This is a genomic window from Paenibacillus sp. OV219 (assembly GCF_900110075.1).
Lineage (GTDB): Bacteria > Bacillota > Bacilli > Paenibacillales > Paenibacillaceae > Paenibacillus_Z.
On sequence record NZ_FOCJ01000005.1, the window covers coordinates 332,713 to 357,314 of the forward strand.

The window sequence follows — 24,602 nt, forward strand, 5'->3', positions numbered from 1 at the left end:
AACAATTTGCTTATCACACTTTTGTGTGCTAATATTAGTCTATAAGCAGCTTTGACATAAACTCACCCATTGAAAAAGTGATCATTTGTGTAATGGTACCTTTTTCAATGTGCGAGTTTTTTTGTTTAAAAAGCATGTTAATAACAATTTGGAGGTAATTTTATTATGGAAACAGGAACAGTGAAATGGTTTAACGCAGAGAAAGGCTTTGGATTTATTGAAATGGAGGGCGGAAATGACGTATTCGTTCATTTCTCCGCAATTCAAGGGGATGGATTCAAATCGTTGGACGAAGGACAACGCGTTGAATTTAATGTAGTTCAAGGCAACCGCGGTCCTCAAGCCGAAAATGTTGTAAAACTGTAGTACAAAGTGAACTGTCCTTAACAATTGTTAAGGACAGTTTTTTTAAAAAGTACCTTTTGAGAAGAGGATAACCTAATCATGGCAAATGAAAAACCGCTATTCGCTCCCAAACAAGAATTAAAGTCAGACCAGGATTTCGAATTAGCGATGATGCACAAAGAACCAATTGAAGCCTACCAAGATCGAATGCGTATGAGACCTATTTCGACAATTAAATCTTACAATGATCACTCCGTACGTATTGTCGATGGAACAACCATCGTCCGTGGCTCAAGTAGATTTTTCACATTAAGTGAAGAGGATAGACTGAAATACTTTACAAGTTAATATTACCGTGGAATGGGAGGTGCATTGCGCCTCTCCTTTTCTTTTTAGCAAGCAATACTCGTCACCTTCCATTATTCTCCTTCACTGCATTAGAAAGAATAATAAACCTCTTTCCCCTCCAGAAACGGCTTCCATATCTTATCGCATGCTTTCTCGGCATGTTCTTTAATCCACCCGTTTCGCTCCGGATCGCGGATAAAAAATGTGTAGCATAATAATACATCCATAATAATTAATCCTTCTACGATCCTTAAGCTGTCAGCGGTGAATGCTGCCTTCGAAGCATACCCCTCCAAGAATGAATCTCTCACCCCACTCTTCAGAACAGTCGTTGCGCTGCCAATATCGAATAGGTAATAACCGAACCCGGATAAACAATAATCAATGAAACAGGGAATTCCGTTACTCATAACAACATTATTTAACTGGATATCCGAATGAATGATACCCCATGTCTTTTTCTGCGTATCCAATAGTTTGAGCTGGTCCTTAACTACCGCACTCACTTGAACAATAATCTCATACAACTCAAGGCTGAAAACCTCATTTTCCACACCGTATTTCAGTTCATTCACGGTGAAATCTACTTTTTCCGCATTATAGATCGGCCGTTCAAATTGTCCGGTTGCAGTAAAAGTCCGCGTAAATTGATGAAGAAGAGCCAGTTGTTCACCCAGCTTATATGCGATTTCTTTATTGTCGCTATCTTCCGCTGTCAATATGGGACCTTCAATCCACGTAAGCAGTGTTGCATAACAAAGTGTATCTTCCAGTTTTGTTACGGATACATATTCGTTGGATAGATTAGCAATAGGAACTTGCACTTGAAGTTCACTATTCCGATGGAGTTCCTGAAGCAAAGTCACTTCCGATTGCAATCCCTTGAGCGTATGTTGTATGCCCGACAAGCCTGCTGTAACTGGGTTATGTATTCTGAGCAAATAGCTTTTGCCGTCCGCCTTATCACTCACTTTATAAGTTAAATTTTCATTATGTCTAATAAACGCTAGCTCCGGATCTGTTATCCGATATTGCGAGATGACTTCCATTGCCAATTGATCATGATTCATAGTCGTAACCCCCTCTTTTTATAAAAACTAGTTAAACCGACATCAGAATGGTGTCGGTTCTTTATTTAGACTATTTATTGGATATCTTTTGAGAAAAGCTCCAGTTTCACCGGGAAACTATAGCCCATTGACTTTAGTGGAAGCATACTTTCCTCATCTTTTTCTTGTACTAATGTTTCAACTTCGCAACACATAACGCTGCCTACAAGCTCATCTCCATCAAATGCCGCAACGGTGTGAAACTCTGGCCCAGCCATCATCCATTCAAGCATATTGACACTTCTATATACGACGCCCTTATAGTAATTATTTTCTGCTTCTGTATACTTAATTCTTTCCTCTTGAGTTTCCATCGGATAATGCCTTACTTCTACGCCACGCCCCTCTCATTTACAAACATCACAATTTCCATGACATCGTGATCATCATCAAGTCCATGACGCAAATAACCTAGAGCAATTAATTCATCTTGCTCGTTGATTATACAGCTCATCTTCTGGTGTTCATAATCTTTGTTGTATTTAAAAAGCAACCATGCCTTATGACTTAAATGTTTAACCTGATCCTCTAAGTCAGAGTGATAAGGACGAACTGCTAATGCCATTTGAATCATCCCCTGTCTAGTCGGTACGCCAAGGATAACAATTGCAGCAAGTATAGGATATATAAGAAATGACTAGAGTTATTCTTTACTCAAGCTACTCCATTGAAGACGCTTTAAAAAAACTCATTTAAGCAAGACCAATGATCTGATACCCAAATGGATTCCTCTACAAATCTTTGGATCGCACTACCACTTTGCTCGGCACGGACGCCGACCCATGCCGCTTCTTTCCAGTAGGTTAACTTAATCGAACGAATAACTTTTTCACGGGTTAAGGGAATGTATTCCCTGTATCCTTTCAAGAAGGCATGCGCAGCTATATTATTAAGCTCATCATGCTTCAATGTACAAGATAGGATTGCCCTTGAAAACTATTTGTTCAAACGATTTCAACGATAGTCTTGAAGCTCGAAAAGGCTGCCATCATCAGATTGGCAGCCTTTCCTCGTCTCACTTATTTATCCGATCCCAATTGGATTAGCTCGTTCACGGTAACGAAACGGTACCCTTGCTTACTTAGTGCATCCAGTATGCCCTGGATCACTTTCAACTCGTCGCCTGTCTTATCATACATGGGATGCAGTAATATTATCGAACCCGGCTTAACGCCATTCACCGCGTTAGTCACTTTGTCTTCTACGGTTGTGTAATTCGTGTCAGGCTCAAGACTCCACATAATCGTCTTTATGCCTTTATCATGCAAGTAATGCGGCAAGCTGAACAACTTCTTCCCATATGGAGGCCGGAAAGTAATCTCTCCTGTATAGCCCGCTTCCCGAATCAATTCGTTCGTCAGCTCGACTTCCTGTTGGACATATGCATGGCTCTTGATCAAAATCCGTTCATGCGAGTAGGAGTGATTCCCAAGCTGATGGCCTGCTTCGACGATCTTCTTCGCATCCTCCATATGCGTCTTCAATTCGTTGCCGATGACGAAGAACGTCCCCTTTGCGTTGTATTTAGCAAGAAGGGGCAGCAGCTGCTCAACATTCGCGGACGGACCGTCATCGAAGGTGAGCGCGACCACTTTCTCATCCGTACTGACATGATTGACAATACCACCATAAAATTGGAAGCTTCGGGAGTTCATCCATTTCTGCGTGCCGATAAGCAGCAAGACAAGTACAAGCAGCGTCACGGCGGATATCCAAAGTCGTTTTCTCAAAGGCTGAAACTTCCTTTCTATTCATCCGAGTCAATTCATTCAAGGTATGCTCGCTCATATTTTAACTCGTCTCCGCTTCGTTGTCATTTCACACATTAGAATAACCGCTCCCGAAACGGCGTAATTAGCGATTGATAAGCAGTCTCTCGCCCCGCTTCCAGCTTGCTTATGAACCCTTCCCGCCAGGCCGCAACCGCTTGGACCTTCTCCGTCAGCTTCTCCGCCAATTGAGGGTCATCCGAAGGGATGATCCAATCGGCTAAGTCTAGCCCATGCATCAGATCGAAGCTCTTGAACCGGTAACCGATGCAGACGAATGGAACATTCGCCGCTGCGGACAGCAGATTAGCATGTAGCTTAAAGTTAATTGTTGCTTCGAATCCAGCGATCAGCCGCACATAATCCGATGCAGAATATACTTTAGGATCGAGAGTAACACGCTCATCACTGCCAAGTTTGCGGTACAGCCTTGCCAACGCCTCTCCGTCAGCTCCCCAAACCGAATAGAGATGGAGCCTATATCCGAGCGCTAGCAGCGTACGGCCCGCTTCTGCAAGTCGATCCTCCACTTGTTCCTCATTGCCGCCATATAGTCGGTTATACGTAGTGCCCCAATTGATGCCAATTGTCCGATGCTGCCCATGTCCCTGGACGCTTCCGACCGACTGTAATGCCGACTCCGGCTTCAGCGCGTTCATCAGCATGGCGGGATCTCCGCTGATGGTGATAGGCTTCGGCAAAGCGCTTAGCGATTCTAAATAGTCCCTCGTCCAAGGCCCACGGACCCCGCAATAAGCACTGCTTTCCATTATCGCTTTCAGCTTCATTCGATACTGCTCGCTTTCATTGGCTGCCTCCGGCACAAGCTGCCCATCTGGCGAAGTCTCCAGTTTATGAAGCCGGTCATGGCCGCTGCCCCAGATGATGATGGTCTTCCCAAGCTCCAGCGCATCATGCACCAGATCGACATAGCCCGGAACGATCAGCGACCCGCCGCCGAGAACGATCGTATCGTACTGGCTTACTTTCTTCCAATCCTCCTTCGGAAAAGAAGGAATAACCTGATACTCCTCCTCATTCAGATTACCCTCTGCCATCGCCTTGAACATCTCCCACATCCACTCATCTCCAAGGTTGTTGAAGCCGATCCACCCTAGATACAACACCTTACGCATTCGTCCCAATCACTCCATTCCAATCAAGTTTTCGCCAAGCAACGAATAATACAACTGCTTCATCTGAAGTGCTTTGTCGCGGATATGAAAATTCGCCCGTGCCCATGCTTGTCCTTGTCTGCCCATCTCCTCGAGCCTATCCGAAGAAGCAAGCGCGTCGCTGAGCGCTCCCCCGATTCGCTGCTCGGAAGGGCGTTCCTTAGAGTCATGGTCGCCAAAATAATACTGCCAAGCCTCGTCATAGACAGGCTGGTCCACGAAGCCAAAATATCCGTGATTGCCAATCGCCAGCACGGGCTTGCCGCACGCCATTGCCTCCAATGCAACTCGTCCGGTCCCAACAACGAGATCGCCTAGATTATAGTAATCTCGCATTTGCATTTGACTGCCTACCAGATGGACGAAGGAAGTACCGCATTCGAGATTCACCGTCTCAGCCAGCTCGGCAATTGCAGCAGCTTGGTTGCCTGTACCTGCGATAACGACATGAAGGGGAATCGTTCCGTTTAATTGAATGGTGCGAGCGGCTCTAACGAGCATCGCGCATACGACCGCCTTATCCCATGCCAGACGCGACGCATAGACGACCACCTTCTTCCCGTCCGGAATGCGAAGACCGGCGCGAAGCGCGCTAGAGGATTCAGAACGATACTGTTCAAAATCGATACCGTTCGCGATCACATGTGACGGTATGCCTTGACGCTCTAAATACGCCTGTACCGGCAGACTAACGCTTATGAAGGTACAGCCTGCAGCCTGCATCTGCTGCAGCTGATCTGACGGATAGTAAGCGCCATGTACCGTAAACACAACCGGGATGCCCAGCTTTCTTGCCGCTTGCGCCGCATACAAGCCGGATGGCGTTTGGTGAATATGCACCAAATCTATCTTCCGGCTGTGCATAATCTGTGTAAGCGTTTGTTCCGCATGCTCCTGGCGTGCTGGGTCCTGCAGCTGCTCCGCCGTCAGATCCACGCGATGAATCGGGCATCCTGCACGAGCAAAGGCTTCATACATCACACCGGTTCCCCCAGCATATACAGGCATGACGCCGAGCGACGGGAAAGCCTTCACCAGACTTAGCACATAAGTTTCCGTTCCTCCGACGGCCAAGCTATCCATCACCATCAGTATCCGAATCCGGCGATTATGCTTCATGGTCCTGCTCCTTCTGTGACTTACCGAAAAAGGCACGCGAACGCTGCTTCTGATGCTTGCGGTAGTAATACAGCACATCTCTCAAATTGTCCACATTTCTCGCTTCTGGCTTAATCACTTTTGCTATAAACTCGTAATCCTCCGCCCCTTCAATTCTCCTTGTATGTCCGCCGATCTGATCAAACACCGTCCCTCGGAACATCGCGGTTCCGTGACAGATGCAATGCCCACCTTCAGCGTAAACTTTCCCGATCTGATTGCCATATTTAAGCCAATAGACCGGCATTCGGCGATCCGGATGTCCATCTTCAAACACTTCGTAATTCGTGCCTAGCAGCTCGATTTGCGGGTTAAGATTTAGATATCGAACCTGTTTCGCTAGCCGCTCCGGATGTGACAGATCATCTGCATCCTGAATCGCGATAAACTCGCCTTTGGCTAGAAACATACCTGCAGTAATGGCGCCAGCATAACCTGTATTGCGCGGTAGCCGCAGCGTATAAATCCCCTTACATTCTCGCAATAATGGCTCTTTGCTGTTAAGCCAGTTCAGCACAAACTCATAAGAACCGTCAGTGGAAGCATCGTCGATGAGAATGAGCTCCCAATTGGAATAGGACTGAGCCAGCAGGCTTTCCAAGCAATCCGACAGATAAGGAAGCTTGTTGTAGACTGTGGTGACAATGCTGACAAGTCCCGGTACACGTTGAAACGTCAATTTTCTCTCCTCCCTTACTTACCACAATCGTTATAACAGCCGAATATATGAAATGAAACGTAGCTGAATAATCGCGTAGCTACCGCTTTCATAGCCAAAAACCACCGATGTGCGGAGTGTTAACGCTGCTCCGTCTACCGACACAAGCGTTCCTTGAATCGTTTCCAGTGCAGTTGCGATCTGAACCTCCTTATTCACGAGCGATTGCAGCTCTTCAATCATCGTTCCACCTGCTTCCCAGTTAGCTGAAAGGCGACCAGCTGCTCCAGCGGCACGATAACGCTCATCCCGCCATGCTCACGCACGACTAAGAAATCATCGCCTACCTTCGTGATTATTCCTTCGACAGTCCCGGCAGGGGTTGACAGCTCAGCTGGTTTACTTGTGTACGGCTCAAAGACTTGCCCCAGCTTGTTCAAGCTAGGTGCGACGACATCGCGATGCCCCGCGTTGTCGATGGAAGCCAATTCTTCTCGAATCGCCTTGCGCAGCTCCTCGATAAGCGTCGATGCATCTTGATGCTCCACTTCCGGCTCCGAAGTAACCGGTGGCTGTGCCGCCTTCGGCCTCATTAGCAGACGGGCAAGCCCGTCGAAGTATTCCTTCAGTTCTTTCTCATTTACGATAATTTTCATCGCTCCTCCATCCTCCAATTCCATGCGAAAACTTCTATTTTTCATACTTACTAGCGTATACAGTTAAGAGGTTGAGCGATTGGGACAATCCACTAGTAACCATGAAATGTTCGTATGGCAATACAAGACGAATAGACACCTATCCCAAATGATAGGTGTCTCAAGTAGCAGGTATAATTGCTGATGATATAATTGCTTATCCCCCGAACCATCTTAAGATCGGCACAAGCAATGCGCCAATAACGATGGCAGGGAGCAGATTGGCAACCTTAATCCGCATCACATTCAGTATATTAATCCCGATGCCCATAATGAGAATCCCGCCGATTGAAGTCACTTCGACGATCATCGCATCAAGTATCGATTGTCCGACCCACGTCGTAATGACCGACGCGAGCAGTGACAGGAATCCTTCGTACAACAGGATCGGCACGGACGAGAATAGCACGCCGACCCCGAGCGTTGATGCAAACAACAAGGCTAGAAATCCGTCCAAAATCGACTTCGTGAACAAAATATTATGATTATTATGCAGTCCGCTCTCAATCGATCCGAGTACGGCCATCGCACCAATACAGAAAACAAGCGTCGTCGTGACGAAGCCTTCCGCGATATTACTATGCTTATCTTTGGAGACAAGCTGCTGCAAACGGTCTCCCAATTGTTGCAGCCTATGCTCGATTGCAAGCCATTCGCCAACAATCCCACCGATTGCCAAACTAAACGCAACCAGGACGAAATTATCGGACTTCAGCGCCATCCCGATTCCAAGTACAAACACAAGCATCCCGAGTCCAGCCATGACGGTCTTCTTCATCTCTTCTTTGACACGAGGGAGGACGATGCCGAGCGCACCTCCCCCGATAATTGCTGCTGCGTTAATGACCGCCCCTGTCAAAATCACCTTGCTCTCCCCTTTGCACGACCACTGTTAATCATCAAAAAACTCGAAGCAAACTTCGTCGAGCGAATACTTGCCTCTTGCGCCTGCTTTTCTGTCGACCCATCCCCCGCTTGTAAAATCCGGAACCGGGACAGGCATGCTGCCCATCGCTACCGATTGTTCAGACAAGCAAGTGATGGACATCCAGACAGCCGCATCATACACATCAATTGGCGGCGGCGTGTTCGTCCTTATACTCTCTACGAACGCTTGTAAGACGAGATAATCAACTCCGCCATGCCCCGCTTGGACACCTTGCATCTCATAACTCTTCCACAATGGATGCTGATACTTGATCCGGTATTGTTCATATGGCTCCCATTGATGCGGATCATAAGGATGCTGCTCATAGTCCGGCAAAGTCATATGTTCAATATACACGACACCGCCGTCCTCCATCCATATCCCGTTCGTTCCTTGCACCCGGCCATTGCGGGAATAGGGCCGCGGCAGCGTGGTGTCATGCACAAGCAAGACAGTTTCGCCATGCGCGCATTTGATCTGCGTCGTCACGACATCTCCTTGCTCGAATACCGCGCTCGCAAGGTCGTACTTCTCGCCTTTGTTCTCTCGAATCCACTTGTTCAAGCCGCGTGCCTTGGATGCCATCGACGTGAGCGTCAAGAACCGGTTTCCGCGGTTAATGCGCAGCATCTTCGCGATTGGCCCAAGCTGATGCGTCGGGTACAGCTCTCCGTTGCGGTGCAAGTAATGATTGAGCCGTCCATGCTGATTCTCCCGGCCAAGCGCAATCTCTTCCCGGAGATCATGCTGGTATCCGCCTTGAAGATGAATCAGCTCGCCGAACAGACCTTGCCGCTCCATATGAAGCAGCGATAGCTCGATATCGGCATAGCAGATATTTTCCAGCAGCATCACGTACTTCTCGGTCTCCTCCGACGTCCTGACGAGTCGCCAGCATTCCTCCAATGACGCAGCTCCGCCGACTTCCATTGCCGCATGCTTCCCAGCTCTCATCGCATCAATGGCGATTCTAACATGTGTGTTCCACGTTGTACATATAATAACGGCTTCAATGTCGCTTCTTGCTAGCAGCGCTTTATAATCTGCATAGACAGCGGCGTGAGCCCCCTGTTGTCCGATTAGCTCATTTCCTCTCGCAAGCCGTTTATCAATGGGGTCGCATATTGCGGCAATCTCGACGGAATCCATATTCAGCAAGATCGACAATAGAAACTGACCTCTTAATCCAAGTCCGATGACGCCAAGCTTGATTTTCACATCAGTAGGCATTACAGGCCTCTCCTTCTCTCTCATTTCCCATCCTCCGCTGAACAACGAACAACCACTATTCCTTGATTCCGCTGAAAACGATCGTCTGCCGAACTTGCTTGGAGAACAAGACCGTAATGAACAATACGGGAATGATTGCAGCGAATGATAGCCCCATTATAAAGTTCTGCTTCGCGAAGCTATTCTGCGCCATATGGTACAATGCGACATTTAGCGTCCATAGCTGGGACCTCTCAGACACCATATACGCCCAGAAGAAATCGTTCCAGTTATCCAAGAAGGTCGTGAGCGCAACGAGCGAGAGTACCGGCTTCGACAGAGGCAAGCATATTCTTGTGAAGCAGTACCAGGTCGAGGCGCCGTCAATCTTCGCAGCTTCGAATAAACTGCCGGGCAGCTTGTCGAAGAACACTTTGTACAAATAGACGAAGGTTGCCGCAGGTGTTAAATACGGGATAAGTAAGGCGAGATAGTTGTCATAGAATCCCGCTTGCTTAAACATGAGAAACTGCGGAATCATAATCGAGACGAACGGCACCATCATCGTCCCCAGAAAGAACATGAGCAGCACGTTCGATATTCTCCTGTTAAAGACGCGGGATAACGGAAATGCGGTCAAGGCGCATAAGAACGTTTGAATGAAGATGGCGAAGCTCAAGACGATTACCGTATTCCACAGGAAGATCCAGTAGCTGTAGGTGGTCACGACCGGGTCATCCGAATACATATGAGCTGGCAGCTGGAAGAAGTACTTGTAGTTCTCAAACATCAACAGTGGTTTGTTCTCGAGCACCGTACCGATAAATCTTCCATTGATCTGATATTTGCTGACTAACGATTCTCCGATTGGCATGTTAAATGTATTGTTCCCGATCTGATCTCGATTGTAGCTTCTATGAATTCCAGCTTCATTAAATTCATAGCCGAATGTGGCTGCAGATTGCTTATATTTCCCTTGATAGAGCAGCACTTCTTTCTTAATCATCGCATTATTGTAGAGGCCAAAATCCAGCTCTAACCTCATCTGCGCCCGATGAACCCGCGTATAAAAAATGCTTTTTGCGTCCTTCACGCCAACCACTTTCACTTCATAAATACTCGCCTTGTTTAGATCATACGGAATCGTATAAATCGCTAAGGTCGAATCGATCATCAGCTTATCCAGCAGCTCTGCCTTGCTTGCGTTCTTATAATCGGAGTAATCCAGAACAACGGTCACGCTCCTGGCATGGCTCGGGAAGATTTTCGGAGGGATCTCATAGATCTTATTCTCGTCTTTCAATGAGTTCCCGAACGTGTAGATGATGGGAAACAAGATCAGTACGGCGAATAGTGCGCTGACCAGATACGCCGTGAGCTTCAGGCTGAGGTCGTGTCTTCTCTTCATAGGGCACCCACATCCATTTATCCAGATTCTGATTTGTCAAATTTCATCTGTATCGCCGTCATGACCGCGACTACAATAAACAACAGTACTGAAGCTGCATTGGACCTGCCGATTTCGCCTTCCTTCATGAAGGTGTTGTAGACGTAGAGCCCCATCGGGGTGGACGTCCCGGCCGGTCCGCCGGATGTGTACTGGAACGGCGTAACCATTAATTGCATGCAACCAATCACTCCCATGACGAAAAACAAATAGATGACGGAGGAGATGTTCGGCAGCACGATATAATACAGCTTCCTCCACCCGGAGCAGCCGTCCATCTTGGCCGCTTCAACGACTTCACCCGGTATGCCGAGAATGGCAGCCAGATAGATCAGCACCGTAACACCGCCGCCGAGAATGCCAGGCAAGACGATACAGAACTTAGTCCAGAAAGGATCACTCAGCCATAGCTGATGCGGCAGATGAAAGAAGGACAAGATGCCGTTAGCGACGCCGTAATCCGGTTGCCATATCCATTTCCATAGGATGACCGTTACGGATATTGGTACGACTGCAGCAACGAGATAGATGGTCGAGAGGAAGCTTCGGCTTCTTCGAACTTCGCTGAGGAAGATCGCTTGAATGACCGGAATGGCGAAAGTAATGATCAAGGTCAGAATGAGGAAAATAAACGTGTTCTTCCACGCGCTCCAATAGGCGCTTTGGTTCAAAATATCAGTAAAGTTCTTTAAGCCGATAAACTTGCCGGGTGGTTCAACGACGCTGTAGTCGAACAGCGAAATATAGAACGCTTTAAGCAGCGGATAATAGCGCAGCCATAGAGTGAATAGGATGCCTGGTATGACGAACAGCCATGGTATCATGGTGTTTCGCAAAGCATAGCTATTCACTTTACGTCGTTTCGGCATCGTCATGGCTTGCTTGGCAGCTTGAGCTTCAGTACGCATCCTCATGCTCCTTTCTCCATTTTAGTAAGAAGGGGGAATCTGATGGATTCCCCCTAGGTCGAACTATTCCGCTATTATTATTTTTGACCGAGCGCCGCTTTGTTGAAGTCATCCAACGCTTCCTTCGTCGCCAAGTCCTGCTGCTTCTGGAAGATCTTCGTCGGGTCAGCCTTCGGATTGGCCACGATCTTCTGAACGCCCTGATCTACATATTTGCCGATGACGCCCTTACCGTAGAACTCCGTCGGTCTCGTATCCGCAGCGACATCCGTGATGGTCTTCACCATATCCGGATCGGTCACGCCGACGTCTGCCAGCGAGTAATCCGTTCTTGGCAGAAGCACCGGATTGACGAGTCCTTGGTTCGCCTTCTGCCAAAGCAGACGATCGACGATGGTCTGCTTCGTATTCATGAAGGTGATATATTTCCAAGCGGCATCCTGCACGTTCTTCGGCGACTTCGCATTGATGCCCGTACCGCCGACACCGCCTGCTGTTGTCCGCTTGCCGGACGGTCCTGCCGGGAATGGCGCCAAACCAATATCCTCATACTTAATGCCCATCGATACAGCCCAGCCAACCCAGTCTGTCGCGAATGGCATCATCGCCACTTTGCCTTGCGCGAACGCTTCGACGATTTTATCGAACTTCATCGTAATATCGCTTTGAATGACTTTGGCACTTGCGAGCTGCTGATAGAATTGAGCCGCTTTAATAACAGCCGGATCGGTGAACGTTAATTTCAGCGTATCATCCGGGTTCTTCACGGTGAGATCGCCGCCTGCCTGCCAGACATAATACTGGAAGAACCATTCTGTCCACTCGGCAGCAAGAATTCCATAACCGGCCTGCTGCTTGTCGGGCTTCGTCAGCAGCTTCGCATCTGCCAGCATTTCATCCCAAGTTTGCGGTGGTCCGCTGATGCCCGCTTCTTTGAACAGCGTTTTGTTATAAGCGAACAGCATCGTTGATCCGGTCCACGGAAGTGCATATAGCTTGTCGTTGAACTTGAAGCTGTCTAGGAATATCGGCAAATAGTTACCGCTATCTTCCCAAGAGGCAAAATAATCATCGAGCGGTGCCAGCGTGCCTGCCCTAACGTTCTGATCGACAACCGTCTGGGAGAAAATCGCGACGTCAGGCGCATTTCCAACCGCGACGCTTTGGAAGAAGTCGTTCCCTGCATCTCCTTCATGCAGAGTCGTCTTGAGCGTGATGTACGGGTAGGCTTCTTGAAACTTCGCGCGCATGTCCTTATCCCATTGGCTGTCGTCTTTGGAGGTCCACAGGTTTAAGGTGACCGGTTCCTCTGTCTTCGTATCATCCACTGTGGTCTCGTTAGTCGCGGCCGCCGAGTCATTCGTCGCATTCGTTGAAGCTGCTGTATCGGTTGAATTGGTTGCGTCCGTTGTATTCGTCGTCGTGGAATTGTTTGCTGTCTGGTTGGTTGTGCTGTTATCTTTCACGCTTGTGCTGTTCGCATTGTTGTCGGCTGTCTTGCCGCATCCAACTGTTGAAACTGCCAGCAAGAGTGCGACAGAGATCATACTAAGAAGCTGCTTGTTAGCCATCTCTTACTACCTCCCTAGATTATTGTTGTTTATAGTTCGAGTATAAGAGTAGTCACAATTGAAATGAATGACTCTAAATTAACAAATGGTTCTTTAAATTAGCGCATTTGCCTACCTAGATGCGAGGCAAATAAAAAGAGACAAAGAGTAGACACTCTTCGTCTCTTAATGAAGCAGCCCTATAGTAGACCGCGCAATAACTTCACACTCGTTTCGACAATCCGCTCACCGGCAGCGATATCCATATGGCTGCCTCCTGATTTGCGAACCTCATAGCCGCCTTCCTCGAACGCCGCCCTTGTACACGCATAGCCGGCATTGCCATTCGTTAGCTCGGAGATGAGCGTGTATTTGAAAGGTGACCTCTCTTTAATCGCCAGGCCATATTCGACGAACAGCTCTGCAGGATTTGTCGCAATCGCAATTTGCTGTCCGAGGCGAATCGCATGGATATCCACTTTGTTGAGCGGCAGCGCTTTGTCCTTATTCGCTTCCTTCGTGCTTCTGTAGAATTCGAATACGTCCCGGCTTCCTTCCACTGGGCCGAACGTCGTATCCGGTTTGTCGTCATAATCATTGTAAGGCCGGTCAGGAATGATCAGTTCCTCATGCAGTACGCCAATATCCGCAATTTCGGGGTATTCGAGCATCGGCATAATTTGCAGCACCGTACCTGCAAGCCCAGTTCCGATCTGCTTGAACAGCTTCAGGTCGAACACTTGATTGAAATCGCGGTAATCAATCCAGTTGATCTCTCCGCAAGCGCCAGGAAGGAATAAGACAACGACATCATCGCCATACACCTTCCTGATAATGCTCGACATATAGCCCGATAGATCCGCGCTAATGACAAGCTGGTCCGTGATTGCGTTGTTATGAAGCGCATAATTAACGATGATTGCAGCGGGCTCACCATCAGCACGATCAATGCGAATCACAGTCATCTCTGGATCAATGACGCCATCCGCGATGCAATCCTGAGTGAAGCTGCGGTCTACCCAGTTCACGACAATCGAACCGTCAGGCTTCCGTAGCCGCCGATTGAACACGTGATTCTTATTCTCGCCTCGACCGACGCCGATGCGGACAGGCTGTTTCTGCTTCTGTGCCATTATGACCGACGTCACGAGCGACTTCTTGAAGAAAGCCAAATAAAAGTCCTGCTCCTCACGGTTCACTTGCCCATCGCGGAGCCCGCCGCCCATTAGCTCCGGACTCTTGTGCGTATGCGTCGCAGTGAGCAAAATATTCGTCTTCGCAATGCCGCATTTCTCACTTATCGCATCTGCAATTTCCGTGATGATCGAAGTTCCGATGAAACAAATATCGACGGAGACTAAAGCAACCTCAGCGACCCCATCATCGATGACAAGCGCGCTTGCATATAAGTCGTCCAGCACTTCGGTCGGCCGAATCTCGAAGAATCCGCCCGCAATCGGTACATCAAGCGGCGGTGTGATGCAGGTTCGCCAAGCCCCTGCTCTAATCGTTGCTCCCATAGCTGTTGAACTCCCCTCTCACTCTCACTCTCACTCTCACTCTCACTCTCACTCTCACTCTCAAAAATCATACTGGATACGCACACTTTGATTCGTGGATGCCGATTCTACAATCGCCAGACACACTGCTGCGGTTGACGCGCCTTCGACACCGTCTGTGCGTACTTGGTCGTCGTTCAGCAGAATATCGACAAATTCCTTAATCTCATCAATCGTATTGTGACTGCGAATATTAACGGGATGCGAAATGCTGATCGTCTGATCGTTAACGTCATTAAACAATCCCGTGTCGCCGCTAATTCTATCCTTATAGATTGTCAGCGTCGGACTCGTATTGTCGACAATAATCGTCCCTTGGTTTCCATAGAACACCGACCTCATCGTATAGGCACGCTTGCAGCCGACGGACACCATCACTTTGCCAATGACATCCTGCGGGAAGCGCATGATGGCAATGGTGCAGTCGTCCACCGGCCAGGATTGCAGCACTTTCCGGTTTGCATACGCCGTCACCTCATACGGATTGCCTGCAATCCACCGCAGCAAATCAACAGCATGACAGCCACCGCCCAGCACCGGATGACGCAGCCGAACCGGGTCTATGCGCCAGTTCCCCACGCCAGGCGCTTCCGAATAGTCATGTGCATATTCCGATTCCACGTAGAAGAGCTCGCCAATCTCTCCATCATCAATGAGCTTCTTGGCAAGCGCAAACCCAGGCGCATATCTACATATTTGCCCTACCATCAGCTTCTTACCCGTTCGCTCCGACGCATCGATCATCTGCTTGCACTCCTCGATGGTTAATGCCATCGGCTTCTCGCACAATACGTGCTTCCCGGCTTCTAATGCGGCGATAGTCATCTCGGCGTGCAGCTGATCCGGTGTCGACACGATGATAACGTCGATGTCATCCCGCTTCAGCAGCTCCGTATAATCGGCATAATAGTCCTGGATGAAGAATTCAGCGGCTACACGCTCCGCCTTCGCTAGATCAATATCGCAGATCGCTTTCACTTCAGCGTGCTTATTCGCCTTGACGCCTCTCACATGATCCATTGCCATGTAGCTGGCAGATATAATGCCGAAGCCCAGCTTTCTTCCTGTTTCGCTCTTCATGGAACGCATCACTCTCCCCATCCGCTCATGATTTACCGCTGCAACAGTCATTGCAACACGATTGCAGCGGTGTTGTGGCAGCTTACCAAGTTATGGCGTATACCCTCACATCGTAGGCTGGGACTGAAGCGCTAATCTTGACCTTTCCGCCGACGACCTTACTTATTGCTGGTGTATCTGTGATCCACTCCTGCGTCTTATATTTCGACGAAGAGGGCTTATTCACGACGACATTGCCATCCCAAGTCGTACCACTGTTGTTCATGACCATCACTACGACTTTGTTCGCATCCGTGTTCACGATGTACATGGCCGGTTTGCCTTCGAGCGTTGCAGAGACGTTCGCGCGTATCTCCGTATCAATCAGCTTGCTGCCAATATGCAGCAGCTGATCCTTACTGTTGTTCTGCATATAAGCAGGCGTCGTCAAATACACTTTGCCTCGGCCCACTTTGTTAAGTGTAATGATTGCGTCACCGTTGCTGTTCACAGCAGCCTTCTTCGCTGAGGTCAGCTTTACTTTGGCGTACGTATAGGCAGATTCCACGTAAGCAGAACTATCGGCAAGCCAGCTCGAAGTGTTTCCTGTTCCAGTGCTGGAAGTCAATTTCACCCCAAGCAGCTCCTCATCGGCCGGCGTGACTTGATTCACATTCGCAATCAGCGTACCGCCTGCTTCGACGAGTGCCTTCAGCTTTTTCCGCATGACCTTATCGACCTTAACATCACCAGATAGAATGAGCAGCTTGTAGTCCGACAACGCCTTATCGGAAGCATTGTCATACAGGACGTCGAACGAATCGCCCCACTTGGAATTGCCGATCGGCTCGTACGGTCTCGTATCTCCGTTACCCGCTAAGAAACTCGTATAGGACGCATTATCAGTGTACGGAGCTCCTATATTCGTGCCGTGCTTCCAATAATCGGGGTAGAGCTGATTGAACAGGTTATCTATCATCCAATCGCCATCTGTAAAGTCATAGGTTTTGTACCAGGTCTTATCCTGCCCGGCACCGCGCTGATTCTGCCAGTGCCGTGCGTCGTAGCCGTTATCGAACGGCATGATCAATGCAGCTGGCACCTCTGTCGTACCGATACCGCTCGCTCCAGTACGAGGATGGCGAGTTAAGCTGAAGTCGGCGAACGCCTTCTCCGCTGTACCGAGCGGGTTCAATTCCGTGCTTGAATTCGCCTTGTTCAGAATGACAGGCTCCAATCGGAGCGCATTCGCACCGTTCATATAAGCGGCATACATATGTCTAGCCAGATAGCTCTCCGAGAAGCCGCCAGTTCGCTTGTTATTCTCGTCATAAGTTGATGGTGTCGCGCTGAGGAACTGCCAGAATGAAACGTCAACTCCCCATGGCTTCGACCCGTACTGCTTCGCCGCGCCTCTGAGGAAGGCAATACTCGTCTGAATATCGTTGACGGTTTCTGTTGCCGTCTCCACTGCGTTCATATCGATGCCCCACTGGTAAGGATACGCGGCGAAGCTGCCTTGATCCGTTACTGCGTATACGTTTGTTCCTCGCTGAGCAGGTGTTTGCTTAAGCAGCGAACCGAGCGGGTTCAAAGTAAAATAATAGTTCTTAAATGCCGTGTAGGCGTCCGCTTTAGCAGGGAAGGATTTGTTCTCCCAGAAGAACGGATGCTGCGGCACCGCCATCCAGAAGCCCGATCCATCCCATTCCGCCATAATGTCCCACCAAACTTTGCTAGGCTTGCCGAGCGTATTCGTATAGTAGCTGGAGAGCGCCTTCATCTTACCCCATTCTTGTAAAATATCCGCGTACGTTCCCGGCGCGTAATTAGGTTCATAGACCATTCGGCGCTGTAACACTTCCGTGCTCGCGTTCTTATTGAGTGAGACGGCATAGCCATTGCTCTTAAACCAATCCATCTCTGATTCTGTCAACGAGGATACGATCTCTTTGCCCGTACCCATCTTCTGTGCAAAGAACGAAGCTACTGTCGGATCCGTTTCTGGCGTAGGCGAATAATCCTCGTGGAAAATCTCAAACCAGCTCGGGGAAGCTGTTCGGCTAGCTGCTGCCTTATCATTGCTGGAATCTGCAGCTGTTAGAGTTGAGAAGCTCACGGAACCTAGCATGAATGTTGCGCTCGTTACGACCAAGCATGGACGAAGCCATGTTCGCATCCCTCTTCCGTTCATCGCAATTGCCTCCCTTTTTCGTAATCTTATTAACGCTGTACATCGCCACCTGCCTTTCTCATCCTTCTTTGAGGATAATTCTAAGAGAAAGACAGCAAATAAAACATGCTACAAAATTTAAAAAAAGTGCTTTAAATCAACCAGTTCATGCGAGTTTGAAGCTAGAAAACAAAGAGACCTTGCGCGCGTCACCGGCTACGGAAGCGTCCTCATGCTCTCCATAGTGGAAACGTATGCAAAGTCTCTGCTAAGCGAAAGTGCTATGCCTAATTGCTCTCCGATAGAATATCTTTGTTGAAATCACTCAGAACTTCTTTCTCAGCTTGCTCCTGTGCTCGTTTGAACTCTTCAAACGGCTTCACGTTCGGATCGCTTACAATGCGCTGCACCGCATGATCGACATACTTGCCAACAACGCCCTTGCCGTAGAACTCCGGTCTAGTCTCCAGCTCCACAACCTTCAGTACATGAAGCAGATCAGGGTCAATCTTCACAATATTGCCGATCGTAAAGTCCGTTCTCGGGATAATGACCGGATTGGCTGCACCATTAATTTCCGCTAGATTCTGCTGTTCTTCCGTAATGTAGCCCTTGCTGCTGACGAACGAAATATAGGCCCAAGCCGCGTCCTGCTTCTCCTTCGTCGTCTTCGCGTTAATCGCCCAGCAGCCCGGTCCGCCACCGGTCATCCCGGTTCCTCCGGGACCTTTGGGGAACGGAGCGAGCCCAATATCATTAATATCCGCACCAAGACTGACCGCCCATGCGACCCAATCGGAGGCAAAAGGCATCATCGCCGCCTTCCCCTTCGCGAAAGCCTGCAGCAGCGCATCAAATTTCATGGACAAATCCGTCTGCGTGACATGAGCCTTCATTAGCTGCTGATAAAATTCCGCTGCTTTAACGACAGCCGGGTCCGTGAAGGTCAGCTTCAAAGTGCCGTCCGGATTCTGTTTCGTCAAGTCCCCTCCTGCCTGCCACACATAATATTGAAACCACCATTCGCACCATTCGGAGGCTAGAATGTTATATCCATATTGCTGCTTTGCAGGGATCGTCAGCTTCTTCGCGTCTTCAAGCATCTCAGCCCATGTTTGGGGCGGTGCTGCGATGCCTGCTTCTCGGAACAGACGTTTGTTATAGCCGAAGAAAATGGTCGAGGACTCCCCAGGCAATCCGTATAGCTGCCCGTTATACATGAAATAATCGAGCCATTTCTTAATAAAATACTTGGATTCACCCCAGCTGGCAAAATAACGGTCAAGCGGCGCTATAATGCCCGCTCTCACATATTTATCCATGAGCGCTTGATTCAGCACGACAAGGTCCGGGGCGTTGCCGGCTGCTACACCTTGATAAAAGTCCGCCCCGCCGTCACCTTCATGGACGACCGCATTGATGCGGATGTTCGGATGCAGCTTAAGAAACTCTGCCCTTTCGCGCACAATAAATTCATCCTTCGTCGTACTGTCCCATATCGTAATCTCGACGGGCTGTGCTTCCGCATCCGCAGACATGACAGTTTGATTGTTCGACCCGGTCGCTGTCTGATCCTCTGCATTTCCTCGCATGAATTTCGCAGCATACTGGTACAGCAAGGCCCCCAATACAACTAGCGCGATGAAGACGACGGATAACTTTCGCATGGATCAATCCTCCTGGTGTTCGAAGAATGGATACCGCATCTCAATGGGCCGCGTGATGATCCTGATACTCTTTTGGCGTGATCCCGGTAATCTCTTTAAACAGCTTGCTGAAATACTTCGGGCTGTCATAACCGATCATCTCGGACACTTCATACACTTTAAGCGAGAGATTAGACAAGAGCTCCTTCGATTTCTCAATACGGACCTTCTTCAAATAATCGACGAAGTTCTCGCCAAGCTCCTCTTTAAACAACCGGCTGATGTAGACCGGATGGACAAACAGAACCTCGGAGAGCTTGCTCAGCGTAATCTCTTCGCAGAAATGCTCCGTAATGTATTTCATCGCATAGTCGATAATTCTGCCTGTCGTCTTCTTTCGGACCTTCCCCAGCTTCTCCATCGACACGGTAATATAATGTTCCATGAACTGCATGATCTCGTCGATGCTTTCTAGCTGCATCAACTGCTTGATCGTGAAGGAATTTCTCTCTTCCGCCGAAGTCCCTATTCCCGTTTCGTCAGCGCTATGATGGGCAAATTTGTTCACGATAAGCATGATTTCAATACAGCTGTTGTGGATGAGTGGGCTGTTCGTCTGTGCTTTCAGCGCCATATCTTCCAGAATGGACTGGACATGAGCAATTAAGCTGGCTGAGTCTGCCTGCGACAGATACGAGAGGATAACGTTCTTGGCCTCATCCGTCACTACAGACTGCTCGGTGAAGAATCGCGCGACTTCATCGTAACCCAAGACACCGCTCTGCTTCTTGAAGACGAGGTATTCGAGCGCTTTGCCCGCCTCATCGTATGATTTCTTCGCGTGCATGATGTCGTTGTATCCCCGTCCAAGCCCGATATGGATTGTACATCCAAGGCTGCAGCTTAGCTCCTCTTGTAGCTGTCTCATAACAATCTCTAGCCTGGAATTATCCTCGTTCGTGAAGAGAATAGCGCTTACTTCTCGAATATCGTTATTGAACACATGACAAACACCGAATGGCTGCAAAAAGGCGGCTAACAGCTGGATCGCTTGCGTTTTCTGATCTTGGCTCGCTTGCTTGTCGCTTATTGAAGGCTCAGCCGGCACTGCATTTGCCCCTGATAGATGGACGCGCAAGAGACGGTAATCGCCGATTGGCAGCTCCAGCTGGAGTGTCTCTGCTTTCTTGCGGATGAGCTGTTCGTCATTGAAGCTGCCTTTCACAAGATTGTTCAACAGCTGCTCGGTCATGAAACGATAATAATCCGCCTGCATCGTTCTGCTCTGTTTCTTGCGTTCCAGCATCTCATTCACCATGCCGAATACACGATTGATCTCTGCGAAATTAACCGGCTTGGTCAAGTAATCCACAGCGCCAAGCCGCAGTGCCCGCTGCGCATACTCGAATTCGCCGAATCCGCTCAGGATGACCGTAATGATATCCGGATACCGTTTATTGATCTCTCCGATAAGCTCCAGACCATCGATATCAGGCATCATGATATCGGTTAGTACCGTCTCAATGCATTCCTGCTCCATAATCTCGAGCGCCTTCTCCGCCGAATCTGCATCGTAGACCACCCTGTAGCCCAGCTTATCCCATTCCACAAATTTGCGAAGACCTTCCCGAACGAATTCCTCATCGTCGACAATCAGCAGACTATACATCCCGCCCGATCCCTCCGTCTTCTTCAGCCTTCATATAGGGAATTTGCACGGAGACACAAGTACCTTGTCCCAGTTGACTGGCTACTCGCAGCCCATACTGCTCGCCGAAAAACAGCTGCAGCCGCTCGTTAATATTTTTCAATCCAAGACTGCTCGAATCACTGTTATAATGGCTGATCTCCTCATTGATTCGGGCTATTTTCTCAGGCTCCATCCCAATCCCGTTATCTCGAATCTCAATGATAATGTCGCCCCCTGATCGGAACGCCTTAATAGCAATTTCTTTATCGTTCTTCCGCCTGGCAAGTCCGTGAACAATCGCGTTCTCCACAATCGGCTGGAGCGATAGCTTCGTAATCAGGCATTCCAGAACTCCCTCCTCCATCTGCTGATGAAGCACGATCTCCCCCCGCTGTCGAAAGGAGAGCACCTTCAAGTACGTCTCTGCATGCTCGATCTCTTCTTGAATCGAAACCAGCTTATCGTTCTTCTTCGTCCCTAATCGAAGGAATCCGGCAAAATAAGCGATCATCTGGCTTAGTCTGCCTTCCCCATTCTCCAGCGACATCGCCTCCCACCTGATCATGTCGAGCGTATTGTAAAGAAAGTGCGAATTGATCTGCATCTGCATGGCGTCCCACTGTGCATTTTTGCGCCGAATCGCTTCTTTGTTCTGGTTAAGCTCGGCTTCGTAGATCGCATTGATCAAGCTTCGGATTCTCGTGACCATCGTATTGAACAGCTGACCGACCATTCCGATCTCATCGTGAATATCGTCCGCGTAGTGCAAATCCATGTTCTTCTCATCCATCATCACCATCGTTTTCTTCAGCCTGTTGAGCGGATAATAGATGCTTATCGTCACGAAGAAGGAAATAATCGTTGCAATGATCATGCAGATCACGCTCGTAAGGACGATAATCTTCTGCACTTCAAACACACTAGATAGCAGATTGTCCATCGGGATCAAGCTCGCAAGCGTCCAACCGGTATATTCAAAATCCTTCAATACCACAAAGCATTCCTGTCCATTAATCTTCGTCACGAAGTTCCTCTTGTTATTATGAAACAGCCCTGTCGCGACATGCTGATCCAATATAGGGCCGTTAATATTCTCATTAAGGGAATAGATGACGCCGTGATCGCTGAGGAGCAGCAAATTGACATTATTGCTTATATCGCTATTCCCGAACATGCCCGCGAACACCTTCGTTGAGATATTCATAACAATGACGCCTAGCGGCTTCCCACCACTCGGGTCCGGCAATTCTCTTAGTAAAGTGATGTAGTTGCTAATAACATGATCCTGCATGATTTGGCTGGCATAGACGTTATTCTCTTTGGATGTATCGAACCATACCGGATTGCCGTCAGAGTAAATGGCCCTTATGTAGTTATCCGACTGTCTGAACACGTTAATATCTCTCAGAAAAGCGCCGCGAATCTCGTTATTCCGGCTGATCTGCGTATACTCATCTATGTCCGTCACAATTTCAATATTCAGGATCAATCCGGAAGATTGGCTAATTTCATACAAATAATGATTCAGTGAACGTTTCGTAATATCGTAGCGCTCCTTCTCCTCCGCGTTCATAGCCTTGTTGGCGTTGAGCGACCGATTCGTGTTGAGCAACGAAACGATAGATTCGTCAGAATAGATGCGATAGGACAAATCCTCGTATTTCACAAGTCGCTCGCTGACTACTTTATTAATCATGCTAATCATTTGATTGGAATATTTGCTGTTGTTCAGCTCGATTTGGCTGGAATACTTGTGAATGGCGAAGTAGCCAATGATGAGGGAAGGGACGATAATGACTAGCAGGAATGAGAAGAGGAGCCGGTAGAAAATATTCAACCGGCGTATGTTGCTGATCATGACATAATATAGCGATCGTATCCACGATCTCCCGCCATTACGATTCATCGTAAGATCACTCCGACCATACATGATGAAGTACGGATAAATTGCTTCCAATCTGATCAAGCAGATAGCGTGAAGCCCCGCGTGTAACAGCATCTTCTTGAAGCTCGGAATAACGCACCGCCAGCTTATCAGGCGGAATGTGAGGTAGCTTCTCCGCGACAGCATCCTGCAGCAGACGCAAGAACGCATCTCCGAGCTGGGTTATTCTGCCGCCAATCATGACAGCTTCGGGATTGATGAGATGGACGACATTCGTAATGCCGAAGGCTAAATCACGAGCCATTTCATCCAATACTTCCACGACTAGCAGATCACCTTGTTCAAAGGCTGAGCGAATGGCCGGAATCGGATTCGTCTCTAGCTGTGGTTGAAGCGATGTCGCTCTCCCTGATAGGATTGCGAACTGGAGTTTATTAAGGATGGCAGGCAATCCAGCCATGAGCTCCAGGCAGCCTCGGTTGCCGCATTTGCAGCGAGGACCGTGACGGTCGATCGTCATATGTCCGATCTCGCCTCCGAGACCTCTTGAACCGGTGAAGATTTTGCCATCTAGTAGAAAGCCTGCGCCGATCCCGACATTGCTGTCAATGAAGATCATGTCCTTGTACGCCTTCGCCGCACCATAAGCTTGCTCCGCATAGGCGTAAAAGCTAGATTGATTGCCGAGCATAATCGGCATTGCGCCATATCTGACTTGCAGCTGCTCGTAGAAGTTATTGTCTCGTTCAATCGCAAGGACAGTGGATTGAATGACACGCTGATGCTCGAAATCAATAAGGCCCGGAATACCGATACATAATCCGACCAGCTTGGCGGCGCTCAATCCATATTCGGCGACCAATTCATCCAATCGGCGACTTAGGAGATCAGCAATTTGTGTGTAATCCTTGATGATGGATTCGCCGCCACCCACCTCATTTCCTTGTAAATCATAAAGAAATAAGCTGAATCGGTCGTTCATCCATTCAGCTGCCGCAACATAGCCGCCATCCGGGCGGATCTCAAGCATAATCGGCTTGCGGCCGCGCGTCTCTGACACCCCTGCTCCCGTCTCACGGATGAGCCGCTTAGACAGCAGCTCATCGGTCAGTGTCGAGACGGTGGTTGGGCTTAGCTGAGTCATCTCTGCTAATTGCGCCCTTGAAATTCGTTCATACTTCTGAATAAGGGTGAAGAGCAAGGAGAGATTCGACTGCTTGACGAGCAGTAGATTCGTACTGTGATCTGGAAAAGCTGCAGCGCTTATCTTCGATGTAGGTCGTTTGAGCAT

The 24,602-nt window shown here is 48.8% G+C and carries 23 protein-coding genes; 2 read left to right on the top strand and 21 right to left on the bottom strand.

Features of this window, described 5'->3' with window-relative positions:
- Positions 1–165: 165 nt before the first annotated feature.
- The gene (locus tag BMY11_RS15350) at positions 166–366 is read left to right on the top strand and encodes a cold-shock protein (protein WP_090577652.1); all 201 of its coding nucleotides are present in this window, start codon (positions 166–168) and stop codon (positions 364–366) included.
- A gap of 78 nt (positions 367–444) precedes the next feature.
- Positions 445–693, top strand: a complete 249-nt coding sequence (locus BMY11_RS15355) for a hypothetical protein (RefSeq protein ID WP_090577654.1) — start codon at positions 445–447, stop codon at positions 691–693.
- Positions 694–782: 89 nt separating this feature from the next.
- Here BMY11_RS15355 and BMY11_RS15360 read toward each other — a convergent pair whose 3' ends face one another.
- From BMY11_RS15360 to BMY11_RS15460, 21 genes are all read right to left on the bottom strand, one after another.
- Complete coding sequence (locus BMY11_RS15360) at positions 783–1,763, bottom strand: phosphotransferase enzyme family protein (RefSeq protein WP_090577656.1); 981 nt, start codon at positions 1,761–1,763, stop codon at positions 783–785.
- Between the two features lie 74 nt (positions 1,764–1,837).
- Positions 1,838–2,116, bottom strand: a complete 279-nt coding sequence (locus BMY11_RS15365) for a hypothetical protein (RefSeq protein WP_090577658.1) — start codon at positions 2,114–2,116, stop codon at positions 1,838–1,840.
- Between the two features lie 17 nt (positions 2,117–2,133).
- Positions 2,134–2,367: a hypothetical protein gene (locus BMY11_RS15370; RefSeq protein ID WP_090577661.1), complete on the bottom strand. Its 234-nt coding sequence runs from the start codon at positions 2,365–2,367 to the stop codon at positions 2,134–2,136.
- 454 nt (positions 2,368–2,821) lie between these two features.
- Positions 2,822–3,532, bottom strand: a complete 711-nt coding sequence (locus tag BMY11_RS15375; RefSeq protein WP_090577663.1) for a polysaccharide deacetylase family protein — start codon at positions 3,530–3,532, stop codon at positions 2,822–2,824.
- Between the two features lie 95 nt (positions 3,533–3,627).
- Positions 3,628–4,707 carry a polysaccharide pyruvyl transferase family protein gene (locus tag BMY11_RS15380; protein ID WP_090577665.1) on the bottom strand — a complete coding sequence of 360 codons (1,080 nt, stop codon included), beginning with the start codon at positions 4,705–4,707 and terminating at the stop codon, positions 3,628–3,630.
- Between the two features lie 9 nt (positions 4,708–4,716).
- Positions 4,717–5,865, bottom strand: coding sequence for a glycosyltransferase (locus BMY11_RS15385; protein ID WP_090577667.1), 1,149 nt, complete (start codon positions 5,863–5,865; stop codon positions 4,717–4,719).
- The gene (locus BMY11_RS15390; protein WP_090577669.1) at positions 5,855–6,583 is read right to left on the bottom strand and encodes a glycosyltransferase; all 729 of its coding nucleotides are present in this window, start codon (positions 6,581–6,583) and stop codon (positions 5,855–5,857) included. Before BMY11_RS15390 ends, BMY11_RS15385 begins: the two co-directional genes overlap by 11 nt.
- Positions 6,584–6,613: 30 nt before the next feature.
- The gene (locus BMY11_RS15395; protein WP_090577671.1) at positions 6,614–6,805 is read right to left on the bottom strand and encodes a hypothetical protein; all 192 of its coding nucleotides are present in this window, start codon (positions 6,803–6,805) and stop codon (positions 6,614–6,616) included.
- Complete coding sequence (locus BMY11_RS15400) at positions 6,802–7,218, bottom strand: hypothetical protein (protein ID WP_090577673.1); 417 nt, start codon at positions 7,216–7,218, stop codon at positions 6,802–6,804. The genes BMY11_RS15395 and BMY11_RS15400 overlap by 4 nt, the downstream gene beginning before the upstream one ends.
- 196 nt (positions 7,219–7,414) lie before the next feature.
- Complete coding sequence (locus BMY11_RS15405) at positions 7,415–8,122, bottom strand: DUF554 domain-containing protein (protein WP_090577675.1); 708 nt, start codon at positions 8,120–8,122, stop codon at positions 7,415–7,417.
- Positions 8,123–8,149: 27 nt separating this feature from the next.
- Positions 8,150–9,415, bottom strand: coding sequence for a Gfo/Idh/MocA family protein (locus tag BMY11_RS15410; RefSeq protein WP_090577678.1), 1,266 nt, complete (start codon positions 9,413–9,415; stop codon positions 8,150–8,152).
- Positions 9,416–9,470: 55 nt separating this feature from the next.
- Positions 9,471–10,802: a carbohydrate ABC transporter permease gene (locus BMY11_RS15415; RefSeq protein WP_090577680.1), complete on the bottom strand. Its 1,332-nt coding sequence runs from the start codon at positions 10,800–10,802 to the stop codon at positions 9,471–9,473.
- A gap of 17 nt (positions 10,803–10,819) precedes the next feature.
- Complete coding sequence (locus BMY11_RS15420; protein ID WP_218150189.1) at positions 10,820–11,749, bottom strand: carbohydrate ABC transporter permease; 930 nt, start codon at positions 11,747–11,749, stop codon at positions 10,820–10,822.
- Positions 11,750–11,826: 77 nt separating this feature from the next.
- Positions 11,827–13,320, bottom strand: coding sequence for an extracellular solute-binding protein (locus BMY11_RS15425; RefSeq protein WP_090577683.1), 1,494 nt, complete (start codon positions 13,318–13,320; stop codon positions 11,827–11,829).
- Positions 13,321–13,499: 179 nt separating this feature from the next.
- Positions 13,500–14,819, bottom strand: coding sequence for a neutral/alkaline non-lysosomal ceramidase N-terminal domain-containing protein (locus tag BMY11_RS15430; protein ID WP_090577686.1), 1,320 nt, complete (start codon positions 14,817–14,819; stop codon positions 13,500–13,502).
- A gap of 60 nt (positions 14,820–14,879) precedes the next feature.
- Positions 14,880–15,938, bottom strand: a complete 1,059-nt coding sequence (locus tag BMY11_RS15435; protein WP_177182665.1) for a Gfo/Idh/MocA family protein — start codon at positions 15,936–15,938, stop codon at positions 14,880–14,882.
- Between the two features lie 82 nt (positions 15,939–16,020).
- Complete coding sequence (locus tag BMY11_RS15440) at positions 16,021–18,111, bottom strand: type 1 glutamine amidotransferase family protein (RefSeq protein WP_090577692.1); 2,091 nt, start codon at positions 18,109–18,111, stop codon at positions 16,021–16,023.
- Positions 18,112–18,377: 266 nt separating this feature from the next.
- Entirely contained in the window at positions 18,378–19,757 is a 1,380-nt protein-coding gene (locus tag BMY11_RS15445; RefSeq protein ID WP_090577695.1) for an extracellular solute-binding protein, read from the bottom strand.
- Positions 19,758–19,797: 40 nt separating this feature from the next.
- Positions 19,798–21,405, bottom strand: coding sequence for a response regulator transcription factor (locus BMY11_RS15450; RefSeq protein ID WP_090577698.1), 1,608 nt, complete (start codon positions 21,403–21,405; stop codon positions 19,798–19,800).
- Positions 21,398–23,332, bottom strand: a complete 1,935-nt coding sequence (locus BMY11_RS15455; protein ID WP_177182666.1) for a sensor histidine kinase — start codon at positions 23,330–23,332, stop codon at positions 21,398–21,400. The genes BMY11_RS15450 and BMY11_RS15455 overlap by 8 nt, the downstream gene beginning before the upstream one ends.
- 7 nt (positions 23,333–23,339) lie before the next feature.
- Entirely contained in the window at positions 23,340–24,602 is a 1,263-nt protein-coding gene (locus tag BMY11_RS15460) for an ROK family protein (RefSeq protein ID WP_090577702.1), read from the bottom strand.